The sequence below is a fragment of the Nocardia sp. NPDC049220 genome, from assembly GCF_040647855.1.
Classification (GTDB): domain Bacteria; phylum Actinomycetota; class Actinomycetes; order Mycobacteriales; family Mycobacteriaceae; genus Nocardia.
Map to the genome: position 1 here is coordinate 102,741 of NZ_JBEZDA010000008.1, position 15,140 is coordinate 117,880.

At 65.4% G+C, this 15,140-nt stretch carries 10 protein-coding genes and 2 pseudogenes; 4 read left to right on the plus strand and 8 right to left on the minus strand.

The genetic code is table 11. The features are described from left to right. Positions 1-76 precede the first annotated feature (76 nt). The 8 genes and pseudogenes from AB0C34_RS19235 to AB0C34_RS19270 form a co-directional block, all read right to left on the minus strand. Positions 77-1,534: a pyridoxal-dependent decarboxylase gene (locus AB0C34_RS19235; protein ID WP_357074357.1), complete on the minus strand. Its 1,458-nt coding sequence runs from the start codon at positions 1,532-1,534 to the stop codon at positions 77-79. A gap of 741 nt (positions 1,535-2,275) precedes the next feature. Beyond that, positions 2,276-3,274, minus strand: coding sequence for a nitronate monooxygenase (locus tag AB0C34_RS19240; protein ID WP_357074361.1), 999 nt, complete (start codon positions 3,272-3,274; stop codon positions 2,276-2,278). A 157-nt stretch (positions 3,275-3,431) separates the two neighbouring features. Next, the gene (locus AB0C34_RS19245) at positions 3,432-6,197 is read right to left on the minus strand and encodes a DUF5682 family protein (RefSeq protein WP_357074365.1); all 2,766 of its coding nucleotides are present in this window, start codon (positions 6,195-6,197) and stop codon (positions 3,432-3,434) included. Then, on the minus strand, positions 6,194-7,309 hold the full coding sequence (locus AB0C34_RS19250) for an AAA family ATPase (RefSeq protein ID WP_357074368.1): 1,116 nt from the start codon (positions 7,307-7,309) through the stop codon (positions 6,194-6,196). The genes AB0C34_RS19245 and AB0C34_RS19250 overlap by 4 nt, the downstream gene beginning before the upstream one ends. Positions 7,310-7,319: 10 nt before the next feature. Further along, entirely contained in the window at positions 7,320-8,603 is a 1,284-nt protein-coding gene (locus AB0C34_RS19255; protein WP_357074372.1) for a VWA domain-containing protein, read from the minus strand. Then, positions 8,600-9,982 carry a hypothetical protein gene (locus tag AB0C34_RS19260; RefSeq protein ID WP_357074375.1) on the minus strand — a complete coding sequence of 461 codons (1,383 nt, stop codon included), beginning with the start codon at positions 9,980-9,982 and terminating at the stop codon, positions 8,600-8,602. The genes AB0C34_RS19255 and AB0C34_RS19260 overlap by 4 nt, the downstream gene beginning before the upstream one ends. Then, positions 9,982-10,497: a hypothetical protein gene (locus AB0C34_RS19265; RefSeq protein ID WP_357074378.1), complete on the minus strand. Its 516-nt coding sequence runs from the start codon at positions 10,495-10,497 to the stop codon at positions 9,982-9,984. The genes AB0C34_RS19260 and AB0C34_RS19265 overlap by 1 nt, the downstream gene beginning before the upstream one ends. 191 nt (positions 10,498-10,688) lie before the next feature. Beyond that, positions 10,689-10,892 (minus strand): annotated as a pseudogene (locus AB0C34_RS19270) (ATP-binding protein); the annotation flags it as partial. Positions 10,893-11,619: 727 nt separating this feature from the next. Between AB0C34_RS19270 and AB0C34_RS19275 the strand changes: the two are divergent. From AB0C34_RS19275 to AB0C34_RS19290, 4 genes and pseudogenes are all read left to right on the plus strand, one after another. After that, positions 11,620-12,864 (plus strand): cytochrome P450, encoded by a 1,245-nt coding sequence (locus tag AB0C34_RS19275; RefSeq protein ID WP_357074381.1) that lies wholly within the window; start codon positions 11,620-11,622, stop codon positions 12,862-12,864. After that, positions 12,861-13,325, plus strand: coding sequence for a nuclear transport factor 2 family protein (locus tag AB0C34_RS19280; RefSeq protein WP_357074384.1), 465 nt, complete (start codon positions 12,861-12,863; stop codon positions 13,323-13,325). The genes AB0C34_RS19275 and AB0C34_RS19280 overlap by 4 nt, the downstream gene beginning before the upstream one ends. 2 nt (positions 13,326-13,327) lie before the next feature. After that, on the plus strand, positions 13,328-14,884 hold the full coding sequence (miaB, locus tag AB0C34_RS19285; protein WP_357074387.1) for a tRNA (N6-isopentenyl adenosine(37)-C2)-methylthiotransferase MiaB: 1,557 nt from the start codon (positions 13,328-13,330) through the stop codon (positions 14,882-14,884). Then, positions 14,880-15,096 (plus strand): annotated as a pseudogene (locus AB0C34_RS19290) (tRNA (adenosine(37)-N6)-dimethylallyltransferase MiaA); the annotation flags it as partial. The gene miaB and the pseudogene AB0C34_RS19290, both read left to right, overlap by 5 nt. Positions 15,097-15,140 lie beyond the last annotated feature (44 nt).

Consider the following 15,140-nt stretch of genomic DNA (forward strand, 5'->3'; position numbering starts at 1 on the left):
GGTCTATATAGAGATAGCTCATCTGGCAAAACCTTTGAATAGCAGCGCCGATATCGGCGAACGATACTTGATTATCCTAGTTGTCGAGGCGCGTCGCTCGGGTCGTCAGAACCTCGGTAGCAAATTTCTGTAAACGTGACCACGCGGCGGACACGTGCGATGATTTCGTGAATGGCGAACCCACTGCGAATCTGAGCGTATATAGTTTCGCCACCATTGTGTGGGTCAGGAACGCCGCCCCGTCGGCGTTGACTCGTTCGAGCAGGTCTTTGTTTATCTCATTGCCGGCTTTGAGTCGGAAGCACACCAGTCCCAATGTGCGAGCAGTGACGCGTTCGAAGCGGGCGTCCGATCGAACCAGATCGTCGAACTGTTCTGCGAGCCGAATTGTCGCGCGAACATGTTCTCGCAAACCTTCCGCTCCGTACCAGCGCAACACCATCCATAATTTCAGCGCCCGAAATCTCCTGCCGAGCGGAATCTGCCAGTCGCGGTAGTCGATGACCGAACCTGATTCACTGGCGGAATTTCTCAGATACTCCGGGAGCACAGACAAAGTCTGTATGAGAGAGCTGCGATCCGCGACCCAGAAGGCGCTACAGTCGAAACCAGTGAGTAATAGTTTGTGTGGATTGAAACAATAGCTATCGGCGTATTCGATGCCTTCGTGCATCCATCGAAATTCCGGACAGATCGCAGCGGCCCCAGCATAGGCCGCATCGACATGCAGCCAGATGCCATTCTGCTGACATATTTGTCCGATTTCCTGAAGCGGGTCGAACGCCGTAGTAGACGTCGTCCCGAGCGTCGCGACGACCAGCGCCGGAATTCGGCCCGCCGCCTTGTCTTCGGCGATCCAGCTGGCCAGCAAATCAGCGTCCATCGCCAGATCGACCTCGTCGGCGGGCACCAATCGCACGCCCATCAGTCCTAGACCCGCGATACGAGCAGCTTTCTCCACGGATGAATGTGCCTGGGTCGAAGCGTAGACGACGTAGTCCGCGCCAGCCAGGCCGTCGCGGCACCAGGTGCCGCCGCTGGCGCGGTTCAAGGCAGCCAACGTGGCGATCAGAGAAGAGGACGAAGCGGAGTCCTCGATAACTCCTCCGCCAGTAGAGCTCGCTCGAAAGCGTTCCGGTAAGTCGAGCAATTGCGCGAGCCACTCGATAGTGACGGTTTCCAGCTCCGTGCATGCTGGACTGGTCGTCCAAAGCATGCCTTGTACCCCGAGGCCGGCCGACACCAGATCGCCGAGCACGGAGGGGCCAGAGGTGTTCGCGGGAAAATATCCGAAGAACGATGGATGTTGCCAGTGGGTAACTCCGGGCATAATAATCTGATCGAGATCTGCGACAAGCGAACCCAGGCCGTCGCCCTTCTCTGGGATGCTCACCGGAAGGCGTTCGGCGACGTCGCCGGGCTCGATGGTGGACAGGACGGGATGATCTTGAATATTTTCCCAATAGTTGGCCACCCACTCGATGAGCTCATGGCCGATCTTTCGGAATTCTGACGAGGACATATGCCCGGTCACATGCACTCCTTGTGCGCCATCACGGTTTTCGGTCGCCATCGGATCGGAAGTGTTGGGCTGCGGTTAATCGACACCGAAACGCCCGCGGCTCGTCGAGCTCGGTATATTGCGACTTGTATTTTCGATAGTCCGCTCCTGTCGTCGTAGCGAATGCTACCAATCCGGGAATAGATGCTTGATATGTAATATTCCCAGCGTTGGTGACATTCGCCGGCTCGTCATGAGACCTCACGTTCGTGAATTCGTATGATGAAATTAGGGTCACGCCTGGCTCGAGGAGCACACCCGCAGAGCGGCCAGACTCGGTCAGCTGTCACCATGGCGACGGGCAGACCGAAAGTTCTCGGTCGACTCGGAATTCTGCGATGCCGATCCAGCGGCCCTCGCAGCGCAATGTCGGAAGCTCGTCCATGGAACCCAATTCCGTGGTGAAACGCTGTGGTCGCTGGCGCGATCGTGTTCTCGGCACATGAGTGCGGGCCGAAAATGGCTGTGCAGGCGTCGGCCTCGCACGGGGCCACGATGGTGAAATCATCGCCACCGATGTCATACGCCGATGCAGCAAATGAGCGGGTGAGCACGGCGTCGATCGTGGACGGGTACTTATTTGTGTGAGGCTTCCTGGACCCCGAACGTCCCCCGCGATCGCTCACTCTGTGAGCCGCGGTGTATGACCAGGCCGCGCTTCGACGCCGTCGCCATCGGTTGGTCAGGTGGATAGTAGTTCCGCGGCCACGCCGATCAGCTTGCCGGTCGGCCGAGCAGCGATCGTGGCCGCGTGTCCAGGATCGCCTCGGCCTCGGCGCTGATCGCACGGACCACCTCGGCGGCCGGGCGTACGTCGTCGACGAAGGACGCCGACTGGCCGTAGATGATCTCGCCCGTGTCGGGGTCGGGCGGTGCGCCGACTGGGCTGGTGCCTTCGGCGGGTCTGAATTCCTCCGCACGGTCGCGCAGCGTTGATTCGCGCTCCGACCACTCGTCGGTGAACCGGTTGCGGCGGACGCGTTCGGCGATCGTGTTCGGCCAGGGCAGCCCTGACACGATGTCGAAGGCTCGGGTCCACACGGTGTCGCTGCCGTCGCTCGCGACGATCAGGCGCTTGTGTAGGTCGTGAACCTCAACCGCCTCAGGTGTGGCGAGGAATGTCGTGCCCAGCAAGGCACCGTCCGCACCGGCGGTCAGGACGGCTGCGAGCGTTCGTCCGTCGCCGATGCCGCCTGCGGCCAGCACTGGGACATCGGGGTACCTCCGCACGATTCCGGCGAGGAACGGCAGCACCCCCATTGCCCCGGTGTGACCGCCGGCCTCGTTTCCTTGCGCCACGAGGACATCGGCCCCTGCGGCAACCGCCGCCTCGGCGTCCTCGTAGTTCTGGACCTGGCACATCACCCGGGCTCCCGCTTCCTTGGCGCGACCGAGCCATGGCTGGGGATCGGCGAACGACAACGCGACGACGTCTGGCCGCTCCGCCAGCGTGGCGTCGAACAGCGACTCGGTGAACGGGAGGAACGGCGTGATAAAGCCGACGGCGAACGGCCGGTCCGTCGTGGCACGGATGGTCGCGATCTCCGCCCGGATCCAGTTGGATCCCTTCCAGGGATGCGTGCCGCCGAAGCATCCCAGCCCCCCGGCGGCGGAGACCGCGGCAGCGAGGGTACCGCCGCTGTGCAGGGCCATCGGGGCCGACATCACCGGATGGGCAAGCCCGAACATCTCGGTGAATCTCGTCTGCAACATAGCGAAGATTAGCGGAACGAGCCACCAACGGACGGCATATGACCTGGGCGAATGGATGCCCGAATCGAGGTGACCCATCGGACCCGTCCTGGGCGGTGGGCTTCCGATCGCGAACCGGGGCGTCGATCTCCGCAGACCCTGTGGCAGATCGACCGGTTCAGCCAGCCGCCCAGGGCTGAGTCGCGAGCGCTTCGACCGTGCCCGGGAACCTGTCGAGCAAGGCGGTGAGTTCAGGGTCGGCGGCCGAAGCAGGCGGGCGTCGACCTGCCTCGTAACCCAGCAGCGCGGCCAGCGCGTCGCAGGTCGCCGGATGTGCGCGCAGGAGCGCATTCTCCGCGCCACCGGTGGGCGCTGGTTTCGACGCGGCTGGGGGCGTCGGTTGGGCCGTCCAAGGTGGCGTCCAGTTGTCGATGGCGGCGAGGGTGGCGGGAAATGTTCGGCCCGCTTCGCGGACCAGTGTGGGCACCAGGTCGTCGGCCTGGTCGCGCAGTGTGGTGATGAGCGTGGGCAGCCACGGCAACAGCACCGCGTCGGGCAGGCTACCGAAGGCCTTCGACAGCACCTCCACGACGAACGGCTTCAGTGTCGGTGCGGGCTCCAGCGCGTGCAGGAACCCACTGAGATACTGGGGAAGGGCCGGTACCACAAGAGGATTGGTGAACATTTCCGCGCAGCGGTCGCGCAATTCGGGCAGTGCGAGCATGCCGAGCTGGCAGCGCGTGGCCCACAGTAGCGCTACTTTGGCGGGAGCCTCCGGATGCGATTGCCGTACCGCCAACTCCAGCTGCGTGTGGTCGCAGCCGAGCGACAGCGCGAGATTTTCCATGCCGAACAGGAAACCGAGCATGGCCGCGACCTGACGGACACCCGTTTCCTCGTCGCTGAACGCCGTCGGCAGCAAGGTGCAGTAATGCGCGTACCCTGCCGTGACGAAGCGCTCGCACCATTCCGGCAGTGCGGCATCGACGGTCCGGAGATGGCCGAGCAGGCGCCGAATTCGACGCAGCACCTCCGGCGCGTCATCGACCGTGCGCTCGGCGGCGAGCAGAGTGACGGCCCGGTTGCCGAGGTCGTTCGCCAGCCGCTGCCCGCCGAGGTACAGCAGTGCCTCCTCGACAGCGACCAGTGCGTCGGCGGCCGTCGCCTCCGGCGCGGCGACCGTGGCGCGCAGCCGCCGCTCGTACACCTGCTCGACGCTGACACCTTCGTAGCCGAGCTGGACGAGCGCGCGCTGATGCTTGCCGAGCGCCAGATCCCAACTCTCCTGGATGGGCCGGTCACCGAGCGAGCGTGTGCCCATGATCGGGCGCACCGCCTCGGGCGGCAGCAACTGCCGAAGAATCCACAACAGATCCGAAACCGGCCGCAGCTGCCGCGCGGCCCGCAGATCGAGCAACGCGCGTTGGACGGTGCGCTTGGTCGGGTCGAGCGCGAGCGGTGCCAGCCGATCGAGCACGTCCCTGGCCAAGGGCGGCAGTGCCGCATAGCCGACCTGGCCGATCCGGTCGCCGCCGAGCATGATCTCGCACAGCCTGCGCACGTCTCGCCGGCCTGGCACATGATCCTTCTCGAGGCAGGTGACCGCGGCATCCTGGAAGTCGTACGGGGTCGGTCGGGCCCGATCACGCAGGCTCGCGAGCAGGATGGCGGTTTCGAACACCGCGATCGCATCGGCGGTGCTGGCCAGGTATCCATTGCGGCGGGCGAGGCGGACGATGTCGACCGACCATTCCAGGAGCTCGGCCTCGTCCACATCGTCCAGCGCCGGCGGCCGGGACAAGAAGCCGGACAGTCGATCCGCAACAGGTGTCGCCACCATTGTTGGCGTGCCGCGCTGTCCGCTTTCGGTCTGTGCTCCCTGCTGGCCCTTCAACCGGAACGGCTTAGTTCTGTTGCGGCGCAGCCCTTTCGACCAGGTCAACGCGGCGATCGAGACCGAACCGGAGGCCAGCCCGAACTGTGCTTCGATCGCCGAGTGGCTGGACGGGATCAACCCGTACTGCCATGTGGTCACCGACCGCGGCGTGATCTCGTAGGGCGCCGCGTCGGAAGTGAGGCCGAATTGCTCGACCCGGCTCGCCGCGTGGAAGGCGCCGCACACGTAGAGACATCGGGACGGGTCGGCGCCGGTCGCGGCGAGGTGTTCGCGGATCCGGGTCCACATATACCGCTCGCGGTCCTCGTCACGGTCGGCGTCGGTGCGACGCAGACGGCGGAACAGACTGCCGATCATGACCATCACTTGGCGATAGCTGTCGTAGTCGGCGTTCGTCAGCGGCTGTTCGACGTATTGATCCCACCACTCCGACCAGTGCCGCACCTTGCCGTGATGCAGCAGGTGCTGTTCCAGTTCGGCGAAATGTGGTCGCAAGTCACCGATGTCGATGCCGACGGCGTCACCGTGTAAGGCGTCGCCGTCGTTGGTCGTGTCGGCCTCCATGTGCGCGTCCTGGTGGTCGGGCGGTGTCCACTGGAACACGTGGTCGGCCGAGCGGTCTACCAGCACCAGTTCGACACCGGGGTTGTCGAGCGCGTACGCGATCGCCTGGTACTCGGCGGACGCCTCGGTGATCGGGGCGATCACCGACAGCGGTGCCCATTCCGCCGGGAAACCGTGGACTTCGCCCGCGAATGCCTGCAGCGCGACCGGGAGCCGGCAATTACGCAGCTCATCGAGCAGCGGCCGCAGATCCTCGCACAGCTCCAGGTAGATAACGGTGGGACGCATGTCGCGCAACCTGCGTACCATCGCCAGCGCCGAGGCCGGGGAATGATGGCAGACCGGGAAAATCTCCAGCTCTTCGCGCAGCGCTCGGTCGACATCATCGACCATGCCCGTGAGAATCTCCCGCGCCGAGCCTGGTTCATCGGCGAAAGCGGTGGCGGCCACGGCCAGCTGCTCACGCAGCGCGTCGAAGGTCACGACAGCCTCGCGATGGCCTCGCGACCACCTTCCAGGAACGGCGACCACTCGCCGCCCGTCTTCTTGCTGCGCGGCTCGATGACGCCGTGCCAGAACTTGTTCAGGATTGCCAGGTCCTCGGGCGCGCGCCGGGCCAAGGAGCCGACCAGCGATCCGGCGAGAGTCTGCGCGCGCAGCGTGCGGTCGCCGAAGAACTGGCTGTGCAAGATCGCGTCCTCGAGCACGCCGATCTGCTCCGCGGTGGACAGCGCCGATTCCAACTTCTCGTCGTCGCTGGTGGCCGCGGCCGCGGCGGTGCGCAGATCGGCGAAACTCTCCAGCAGGATGTCCAGCAGGGTCGGCGGCACGTCGAGTTCGATCCGGTGCCTGCGCAACAGCTCCGCCGTCCGGAATCGCACGATCTCCGCTTCGCTGCGCTTGTTGGTCACGACCGGGATGCGGACGAAGTTGAACCGGCGTTTGAGCGCCGAGGACAGATCGTTCACGCCTCGGTCACGGCTGTTGGCGGTGGCGATGATGGAAAAGCCCGGCTGCGCGAACACGATGTTGTCGTCGTCGAGCTCCGGGATGGAGACGTATTTCTCGGACAGGATGGAGATCAGCGCGTCCTGCACGTCGCTGGTCGACCTGGTGAGCTCCTCGAACCGTCCGATCACACCCTGTTCCATGGCGGTCATGATGGGGGAGGGGATCATCGACTCCCTGGACTGTCCCTTCGCGATGACCATGGAGATGTTCCACGAGTACTTGATGTGGTCCTCGGTCGTGCCCGCCGTGCCCTGCACCACGAGGGTCGAGTTCCGGCTGATGGCCGCCGAGAGCAACTCGGCAAGCCAGCTCTTGCCGGTGCCGGGATCGCCGATGAGCAGCAGGCCACGATCGGAGGCCAGGGTGACGATGCTGCGTTCGACGAAACTGCGGTCGCCGAACCACTTCTGGTCGATCTGCCGGTCGAGGTCGTCGGCGCGTTCGGAGCCGAGGATGAACAGCCGTACCATCTTCGGGCTCAACCGCCAGGAGAACGGCTTGGCACCATCATCGATCGACTCGAGCCAGTCGAGTTCCTCAGCGAACTTGACTTCGGCGGGGGCGCGCAACAGGTCGTCTGTCATGGGATTCTCCTCAGTCGAGAAAGCGTTTGAGCTCGAACACGAGCTTGTGGATGTGGCCCGAGATCACGGGTGTGCCCAAAGTTTTGAAGCGCTCGCGAAACCATGGGTTCACGTCCTGATGGCCGGAGCTGTTCACCGAGCCCACCGGGATGAGTTCGACGCCGGAACGGTGCACCGCCGTCATGGCTTCGAACAGGGGCTGCGAGCATTCGAACTCGTAGAAATCCGAAATCCAGACCAGCACAGTATTGTTCGGGTCGGCAATCTTCGGCTGTGCCATGGCCATGGCGACCGGGCCGTCGTTGCCGCCACCCAGTTCGGTACGCAACAGCACCTCGAACGGGTCGTGTACCCACGGCGTCAGGTCGAGTGCGCGGGTGTCGTAGGCGATCAGGTGGACATCGACCTTCGGTAGTCCGGCGAAGATCGACGCGAGGATGGTGCAGTTCACCATGGAGTCGACCATCGAACCGGATTGGTCGACAACCACGATCATCCTGGCAGGTGCCGTCCGCGCGGTGGTGTGCCGGTAGAACAGGCGATCCACATAGAGCCGCTCGTCGTCAGGGTTCCAGTTGGTCAGGTTCTTCCAGATCGTGCGGTCCACATCGAGGTTGCGCAGGATTCGTTTCGGCGGCACCGACCGGTCGATCGTGCCCGTGCGTGCCTGCTGCACCTGGGTGCGCAGCACCTCGGCCACCTGGTCGACGAACCGTCGGATCAAATTCTTGGCGTTGGCCAGCGCGGCGCCGGACAGGTTGGCTTTGTCCCGCAACAGTTGCTCGATTAGCGACATACTCGGCGTGAGCTGCTTGGCCAGCGCCGGGTCGGCGAGCACTTCGCGTAGCCGCATCCGTGCGACCAGATCCGCCTCCAGATCGGCGAGGACCCCGTTGGTCGCGGCCGCCTGCTCGTCGCCGAGCCCTCGGCGCAACCAGCCCGCATCGCTCTGCCAGTGTGCGAGTTGGGTCGCGGAGACGTTGTCGGCTCCGGACGCGAAGACGTTGAGCAATAACTTGGACATCAACGCGGCGTTGTGTACCCGACCTCGCGGATCCTCGGTATCGGAGGTTTGTCGCGCGGCGAGCCCGGCGAAGGCCGCGGCCAGGTCAGGGAACCGCTGGACCACGGTGTCGACGGACACTTTGGGATCGAGCAGAGCGGGCGGTAGGTTCAGATCCTCGACGATGGCGACACTCGCCGATTCCAGCGTTGGCTGCGCTTCGTTGTCGAACAGCTGCGACAGTAGGCGCCAGTAGAGGATCTGGCGGTGCGTTTCCTCGGACTCGGTCATGCGCGAAGCAACCGTCCCGCCCGCTCGCGCAACACGGCCAACGCGTCACCCGATTTCATCTGTGCCTTGACCACTTTCGGGTCGGTCGGCCCGCAGGCCCAGTCGCCGCCGTGCACCATGACGATCTTCCCCTTCGATTTCGCCCGTACCGCGAGGGGACGCAGGCTCCAGCGACCCGCGTCCCAGCGGATCAGGCCGAGGCATGCTGTCGAGGACGTGACCATCGCAGGAGTGAGCGGTCCGCAACGGGGCAGTCGGTCCAGCTCGAGCGCGACGCTGTTGTCCTCGAGTTCCAGTGTGTCGCCGGTGATCCGGTAATTCTCGATCAATACCGGTTCGGCGATATGGACCGGATCGCGGTTCAGGGGCGGCACCGCCGGTGCCACCGCGTCGGCCAACCGGACGTGGGCGGTGGCGAACGGATCGGCGGGTTCGCCGACGTCGGCGTGGTCGTCTCGCCAGACCAGGTCACCGCTCGGGGCCAGCGACATCTGCGCGAGGTCCAGATAGCGTCGCTCCGCCAGTGCGGTCATCAGCCGCGGATGCGCGCCGAACAACTGCCACACGGCAGGGCCGACGATCGTGTCCACCTTCGCCGCCGCGACGCTCACTCGCACCCGATGGACGGTGCCGTCGGCATTCTCCAGCATGGCGTGCACTTGGACCTGCACCGCCGTCCCGTGCTCGTGCACATCGACGACCAGGGGCAGCAGACGACCCGAAACCGCGGGGTAAGCAGGGGGATCCGCGCCGTGCCAGGACAGCAGCAGCGCGCGACTCCACAGGTCGGCCCACCGGCGGACGGGCAGCCGGTCCATGGTCGCGACCGGGCAGCATGCCCGTAGTTCGCCTGCCAGTCCGTCCAGGAGAAACGCAAGCCTGCGGGAACCGGGATCAGCCAGCAGCGCTTCCACCGTCTGGTCGACCGCGGAGACGAGTTCGTGATCGACACCGTGCCACCCGGTGATGGCGAGCTCTTGCAGCCACGACCGGCAGGCTACGGCGACGTTCGCCGCCGGTTCGGGTGTGGAAACGCCCTGACTCCAGGCATTCCTGGTACGACTCAGCGCGGTGTCGAATGCGTCGAGCAGCGCATCGTGGACCGCGCCGAGCAGGGCGGCGCGGCCACCGGCGAGTGCCGCGAGCTCGTCCGGTCCGATCGCGCCGGCACTGAGCTTCGCGACCGCGTCGGCCATCGGCGCCGCCAGTGGCGAGCCGCCGAGTGCATCGCTCAACGCGGTGCATGCGGCGGTCTGCTCCGGACCGAGCCGGGCGAGGCCGGGCACGAGCGCGTCGTCGAATGCGGCGACCACCTCGATGGCCGCGGACACGCCGGACGGCGGCGCGTCGAGGAGTTGTGCGAGCTGTACGCCGAGCATCAGCGGCCTCCTACCGCGGGGAACCACTGCAACTCCGGGATCGCGAAGGCGGTGTCGGGCAGTTCCAGGTAGGCCAGATGCCGGAGGAACCTGCTGAACACCACCGCCGCAGGGGTGGGCTCGAGCGTGCTCTGCGTGCTCAATCGCATCGAATTATCCTCGGCGACTTCGGCTTCCAGATAGCGCAGAACGCGTTCGGACCCGTATTGCAGCATCGCCTCGGACATCAGCGCGTCGATGTGCTTGCAGGGGGTGATGTTCCCACCGTAATCGCGCGCGGACAACCCGCCGCACGGTCGATTGTTGTTCGTACTGCAGCTGAGCCCGTGTGTCCGCGCCGTCACCGACGACACATAGACCCGGGCGATATCCGAGCCGCTGGATACCACGCCCTGAAGTCTGCCGTCGGCCAATTCCACGAACGGCACCTTTGCCAGCTTGCGCGGCGCGACACCTGCCACCACCGGCACCACGGATGCTCGTTCCCACGCAAGATCACCCCCGTTGCGGACCATCGCACTCCCTCACCTGTTCGGTCGATTCGCGTCGAAGCTACGCGAGGCGACCGACAGATTCGCCGCGCCGGCGCGCGGACTCCGGCGGTATCCCGTGGCGTGCACCAAGTTTCATCGGGGTCGCGGTGCTCGCCTCGTCCGGACGCGTCGAACGGGTCGATGGCGCGACACCCGGGGGCGGCTTGGCTTGGGCGGTGCGAGGAGTAGGTGCCGGTTTCGATGATGTGACCGCCGAAGGTGAACCGGTCGACGATCGCCGAGCAGAGGTGGGCGTCGGTGAAGGTTTTGGTCCAGCCGGACAACGACTCGTTGGAGGCGATCGCGATGGAGTTCATCTCCTGCCGTTCGGCCAAGACCTGCAGCAGTAGTTCGGCGCCGCGCCGGTCGAGTCAGAGAGACAGCAGCGGTGAACCGACCTGCCCGAGAACGACATCCGCAGCGCGAACAAATACACCTTGACCAGCTCGCCGCGCGGCCGGATCGTCACATCACCGAGGTCGACCTCGACTTCCTCACCTGGCTTATGGTTTTGCCGGATGAACACCTGTGCCGGCCCGGCCGGCCTCGACCCTGATCCTGGGCTTGCGATGAGCGACATAGTCAACGCAGCGTCTGATACGCGATGCCCGTCATGCCCTGCTCATCGATCAACCGGTCATAGATCCGTTTGACCATGCCGCTGCATACGCCGAGCATCCAAGTCGGCTCGCAGAACCTCAGCGACTACGGCCCGGGCAACCCATGAGGCTGCTGTCCGGCGGGGGCGGGGCCGGATGTCATCGAGTGCGATCGGTCGCGGACCTCGGGCATCTGGAGGGTCACCTGGCGTTATACGCCGTTTTCGAATGATTCGGTGTTCGACGAGTCGTTCGGTGATGAATCGATGTTCGATGTGTCGTTCGGTATTGCGCCGAGCGAAAAGTGAGGTTAAAGTGATGTCTAACAGCTCGCCTCGCCGGAGACGGAGGGGCCCTGGAACGAAGTGACAGATTTCGTACCCCCCTCAAAAGGGGGCATGGGTTCAGGCTTCGAGCAAGGAAAGCGGAGTTTCCAACCTCCCTGAAAAGGAGTTTTTGGAAGCTCCGCTTTCGAGTTTCTACGGTGGGCGATTGGGTCGCATGCATGGTGGGCTCGAGGTTTTCGGAGTCGTTGCTGCGGTTCGATCCGCACGACGAGGGTCTGTTGGACGATCCGTACAAGGTGTATGCGAGATATCGTCGACAAGATCCGGTTCATTGGGGGTTGCCCTATTCGCCCGGTGGTTCGGGGTGTTGGTATCTGTTCCGGCACGATCACGTTTTGTCGGTGCTCAGGGATCGCCGTTTCCGGCGCAGGCAGGCACCAGGCACGCGGAAGCCTGACGTGCGGGTTCCCGAGGAGCACCGTGGTTTTGTGGAGTTGTCGGGGCGATTGTTGTTGTCGACCGACCCGCCCGATCATCGGCGGCTGCGGTCGGTGCTGGCGCCTGCGTTCACACCGATAGCGGCGGAGTCGTATCGGGCTGTGGCGGTCGAGGCCGCGGACCGGTTGATCGACACCCTCGGAGGGCTGTCGGATTTCGACGTGATCGACGATTATGCCGCACCGGTGTCGATGGCGGTGATCTGCGCGGTGCTCGGGGTGGCCGAAGCCGAGGTCGATTCGCGGTTGCCGGGGTGGATCGCCGGGTTCGGGAATGGGTTCGATCTGCGCAAACAGTCCGAGATGATGGCGCAGGCGGGCGCGGCCGCCGCAGAATTGCTGAGGTATTTCGACACCGTCATCGCCGGTCACGATCCGGCGCGGCCGGGTCTGCTGAGTGTGTTGATTGCGGCGCATGAGGCCGGTCGGGTGACTCGCGAGGAACTGTCGGTGTTGTGTGTGCAGGTCGTGTTCGCCGCCCACGGCACGACCGTCGCTCAGATCGGCAACATGGTCGGTGATCTGTTGGCCCGCCCCGACCAGTTGGCGTTGCTGCGGGCGCGTCCGGAGCTGATCGCGGGCGCGGTGAACGAAAGCGTGCGGTTCAACGGGTCGGTGCAGTCTGCGGCGGCCCGCAAACCCACCGACGACGTCGCGGTGGGCGATACGCTGATCCGGGCGGGGCAACCGGTGATCGGGTTCGTGGGCGCGGCCAACCGGGACCCGGCCGTGTTCGTCGACCCGGACCGGTTCGACATCACCCGCGACACCACCGCGGCGATCGGGTTCGGCGGGGGAATCCATCACTGCCTCGGCGCCCCCTTGGCCCGCCTCGAATGCGAAATCGCCGTCGGGACTCTCGTGCACCGCCTGCCGGGCCTCGCGGTGGGGGCCGATCACCTGCCGCAACGGCAGGCCAACACCGTGTTGTCCGGCCTACGACACCTGAAGGTGGTGACCGGATGACGGGACTATCGGTGACAGGACTGGCGGGCCGTTTCCTTTCCGCGATGCGACCATCGGGTTCCCGCCCGACGCTGTCGGTCGAGGTGCGCGAGTTCTATGTGCGGCAGATGCGACTGCTCGACACCCACGACATCGACGCCCACGCTTTGACGTTCACCGAGGACGCGACGTTCGAACACGTTCCAGGTCCCGGTGTCGTGGTCGGTCGGGCGGCGATCGCGGAAGCGCTGCGACGGTGGGACCGCGGTGCCGGGGAGCCGGTCCAGCGCCGGCACTGGCTGTCGATGATCGACCCGACGCCCCGCGGCCGGGGTGTAATCGAGTCGACCGCGTACCTGCTCGAGATCAAGATCCGTTCCGACGCGAAGCCGGAGATCGCCCACAGCAGCGTCGTGTACGACACGCTGACTCGAACCGGGGGGAGATTGCTGACCCGATCGCGCAGAGTGGTGGAGGACTGACCATGACCGATACCGAACACGCAGACGACACGCACGTCCATGCGCGCACGTACGAGGTGCGCACGTTCGGGTGTCAAATGAATGTGCACGACTCCGAACGCATGGCGGGGATGCTCGAGGGCGCCGGGTATGTCCCGGTCGATGCGGGGCGGGTCGCGGATGTGGTGGTGTTCAACACATGCGCGGTGCGGGAGAACGCCGACAACAAACTCTACGGCTCGCTCGGGCACCTCGCCCCGATCAAAGCGGATCGTCCGGGCATGCAGATCGCGGTCGGCGGGTGCCTGGCGCAAAAGGACCGCGACATCGTCACGCGGAAGGCGCCGTGGGTGGATGTCGTGTTCGGCACCCACAATATCGGGTCGCTGCCGGCGCTGCTGGAACGCGCCCGCCACAACCAGCAGGCCCAAGTCGAGATCGCCGAGTCGCTGGAGGCGTTTCCGTCCACACTGCCCGCCAAACGCGAGTCGGCGTATTCGGGGTGGGTGTCGATCTCGGTCGGCTGCAACAACACCTGCACCTTCTGCATCGTCCCCGCCCTGCGCGGCAAGGAGATCGATCGCCGCCCCGGCGACGTGCTCGGCGAAGTGCGGGCGCTGGTCGACCAAGGCGTGCTCGAAGTCACTTTGTTGGGGCAGAACGTCAACTCTTACGGGGTGAACTTCGCCGACCCCGCCGCACCGCGCGACCGCAGCGCATTCGCGAAATTGCTGCGCGCGTGCGGGGGGATCGGGGGTTTGGAGCGGGTCCGGTTCACCTCACCACACCCGGCGGAGTTCACCGATGACGTGATCGAGGCGATGGCCGACACCCCCGCTGTGTGCCCACACCTGCACATGCCGCTGCAATCGGGATCCGACCGGGTCCTCGCGGCGATGCGCCGCTCCTACCGCAGGACCCGCTACCTCGCCATCATCGACAAGGTCCGCGCGGCGATGCCGGACGCCGCGATCACCACCGACATCATCGTCGGCTTCCCCGGCGAAACCGACGAGGACTTCGCCGACACCCTCGACGTCGTCGAACAGGCCCGATTCGCCAGCGCGTTCACCTTCCAATACTCGCCCCGCCCCGGCACCCCTGCCGCGACCATGCCCGACCAGATACCCCGCGACGTCGTACGGGAACGGTTCGATCGACTCGTCGCAGTGCAGGAACAGATCTCGCTGGAAGGCAACCGGTCGCTGATCGGCACCGAAGTGGAACTGCTGGTCACCGACACCGGCCGCAAGGACACGGCCACGGCCCGCCGCAGCGGCCGCGCCCGCGACGGACGACTCGCGCACTTCCGGCCCGACCCGGCCGACCCGATACGTCCCGGCGATTTCGTCATCGTGCGTGTTACCGACGCCGCGCCCCATCACCTGCTCGCCGACGCACCCATCCTCGGTCACCGCCGCACCCGCGCCGGGGACGCCCACGAACACGGCACCACCCCCACCACTGCACCCGTCGGCATCGACATAGGCCTGCCGCGCATCGGCCCGTTACAACCCTCCGCCCCCACCGGCAACTCGTGCGACCACCCGACGACGACCCGCGATAGGGCCGCCAGGTGACGCCGCGGCCGTCCCCACAATCGGCGGACCCCGCTGGGACACAATGATCATCGGCATCGCCCGCAACCGACACGGCGGACGCGCGGATCGCGACACGCACACGACGAATGGTCGCCGATGGTCTGGTCGACGACGTCGTTGAACTCACCCGCCCGGGCCTGCGCGACGGCGTGACCGCCCGCCGCGCCATCGGATGCGCCCGAGTTCTGGCACACTCGACGGCCGACACACCCTCGCCGAAGCCACGCCACACACT

Bases quoted from the DNA above. Each gene is read 5' to 3' on its own strand.
- AB0C34_RS19240 (WP_357074361.1), bottom strand. From the start codon at position 3,274: ATGTTGCAGACGAGATTCACCGAGATGTTCGGGCTTGCCCATCCGGTG.
- AB0C34_RS19250 (WP_357074368.1), bottom strand. From the start codon at position 7,309: ATGACAGACGACCTGTTGCGCGCCCCCGCCGAAGTCAAGTTCGCTGAG.
- AB0C34_RS19255 (WP_357074372.1), bottom strand. From the start codon at position 8,603: ATGACCGAGTCCGAGGAAACGCACCGCCAGATCCTCTACTGGCGCCTA.
- AB0C34_RS19260 (WP_357074375.1), bottom strand. From the start codon at position 9,982: ATGCTCGGCGTACAGCTCGCACAACTCCTCGACGCGCCGCCGTCCGGC.
- AB0C34_RS19265 (WP_357074378.1), bottom strand. From the start codon at position 10,497: ATGGTCCGCAACGGGGGTGATCTTGCGTGGGAACGAGCATCCGTGGTG.
- AB0C34_RS19275 (WP_357074381.1), top strand. From the start codon at position 11,620: ATGGTGGGCTCGAGGTTTTCGGAGTCGTTGCTGCGGTTCGATCCGCAC.
- AB0C34_RS19280 (WP_357074384.1), top strand. From the start codon at position 12,861: ATGACGGGACTATCGGTGACAGGACTGGCGGGCCGTTTCCTTTCCGCG.
- miaB (WP_357074387.1), top strand. From the start codon at position 13,328: ATGACCGATACCGAACACGCAGACGACACGCACGTCCATGCGCGCACG.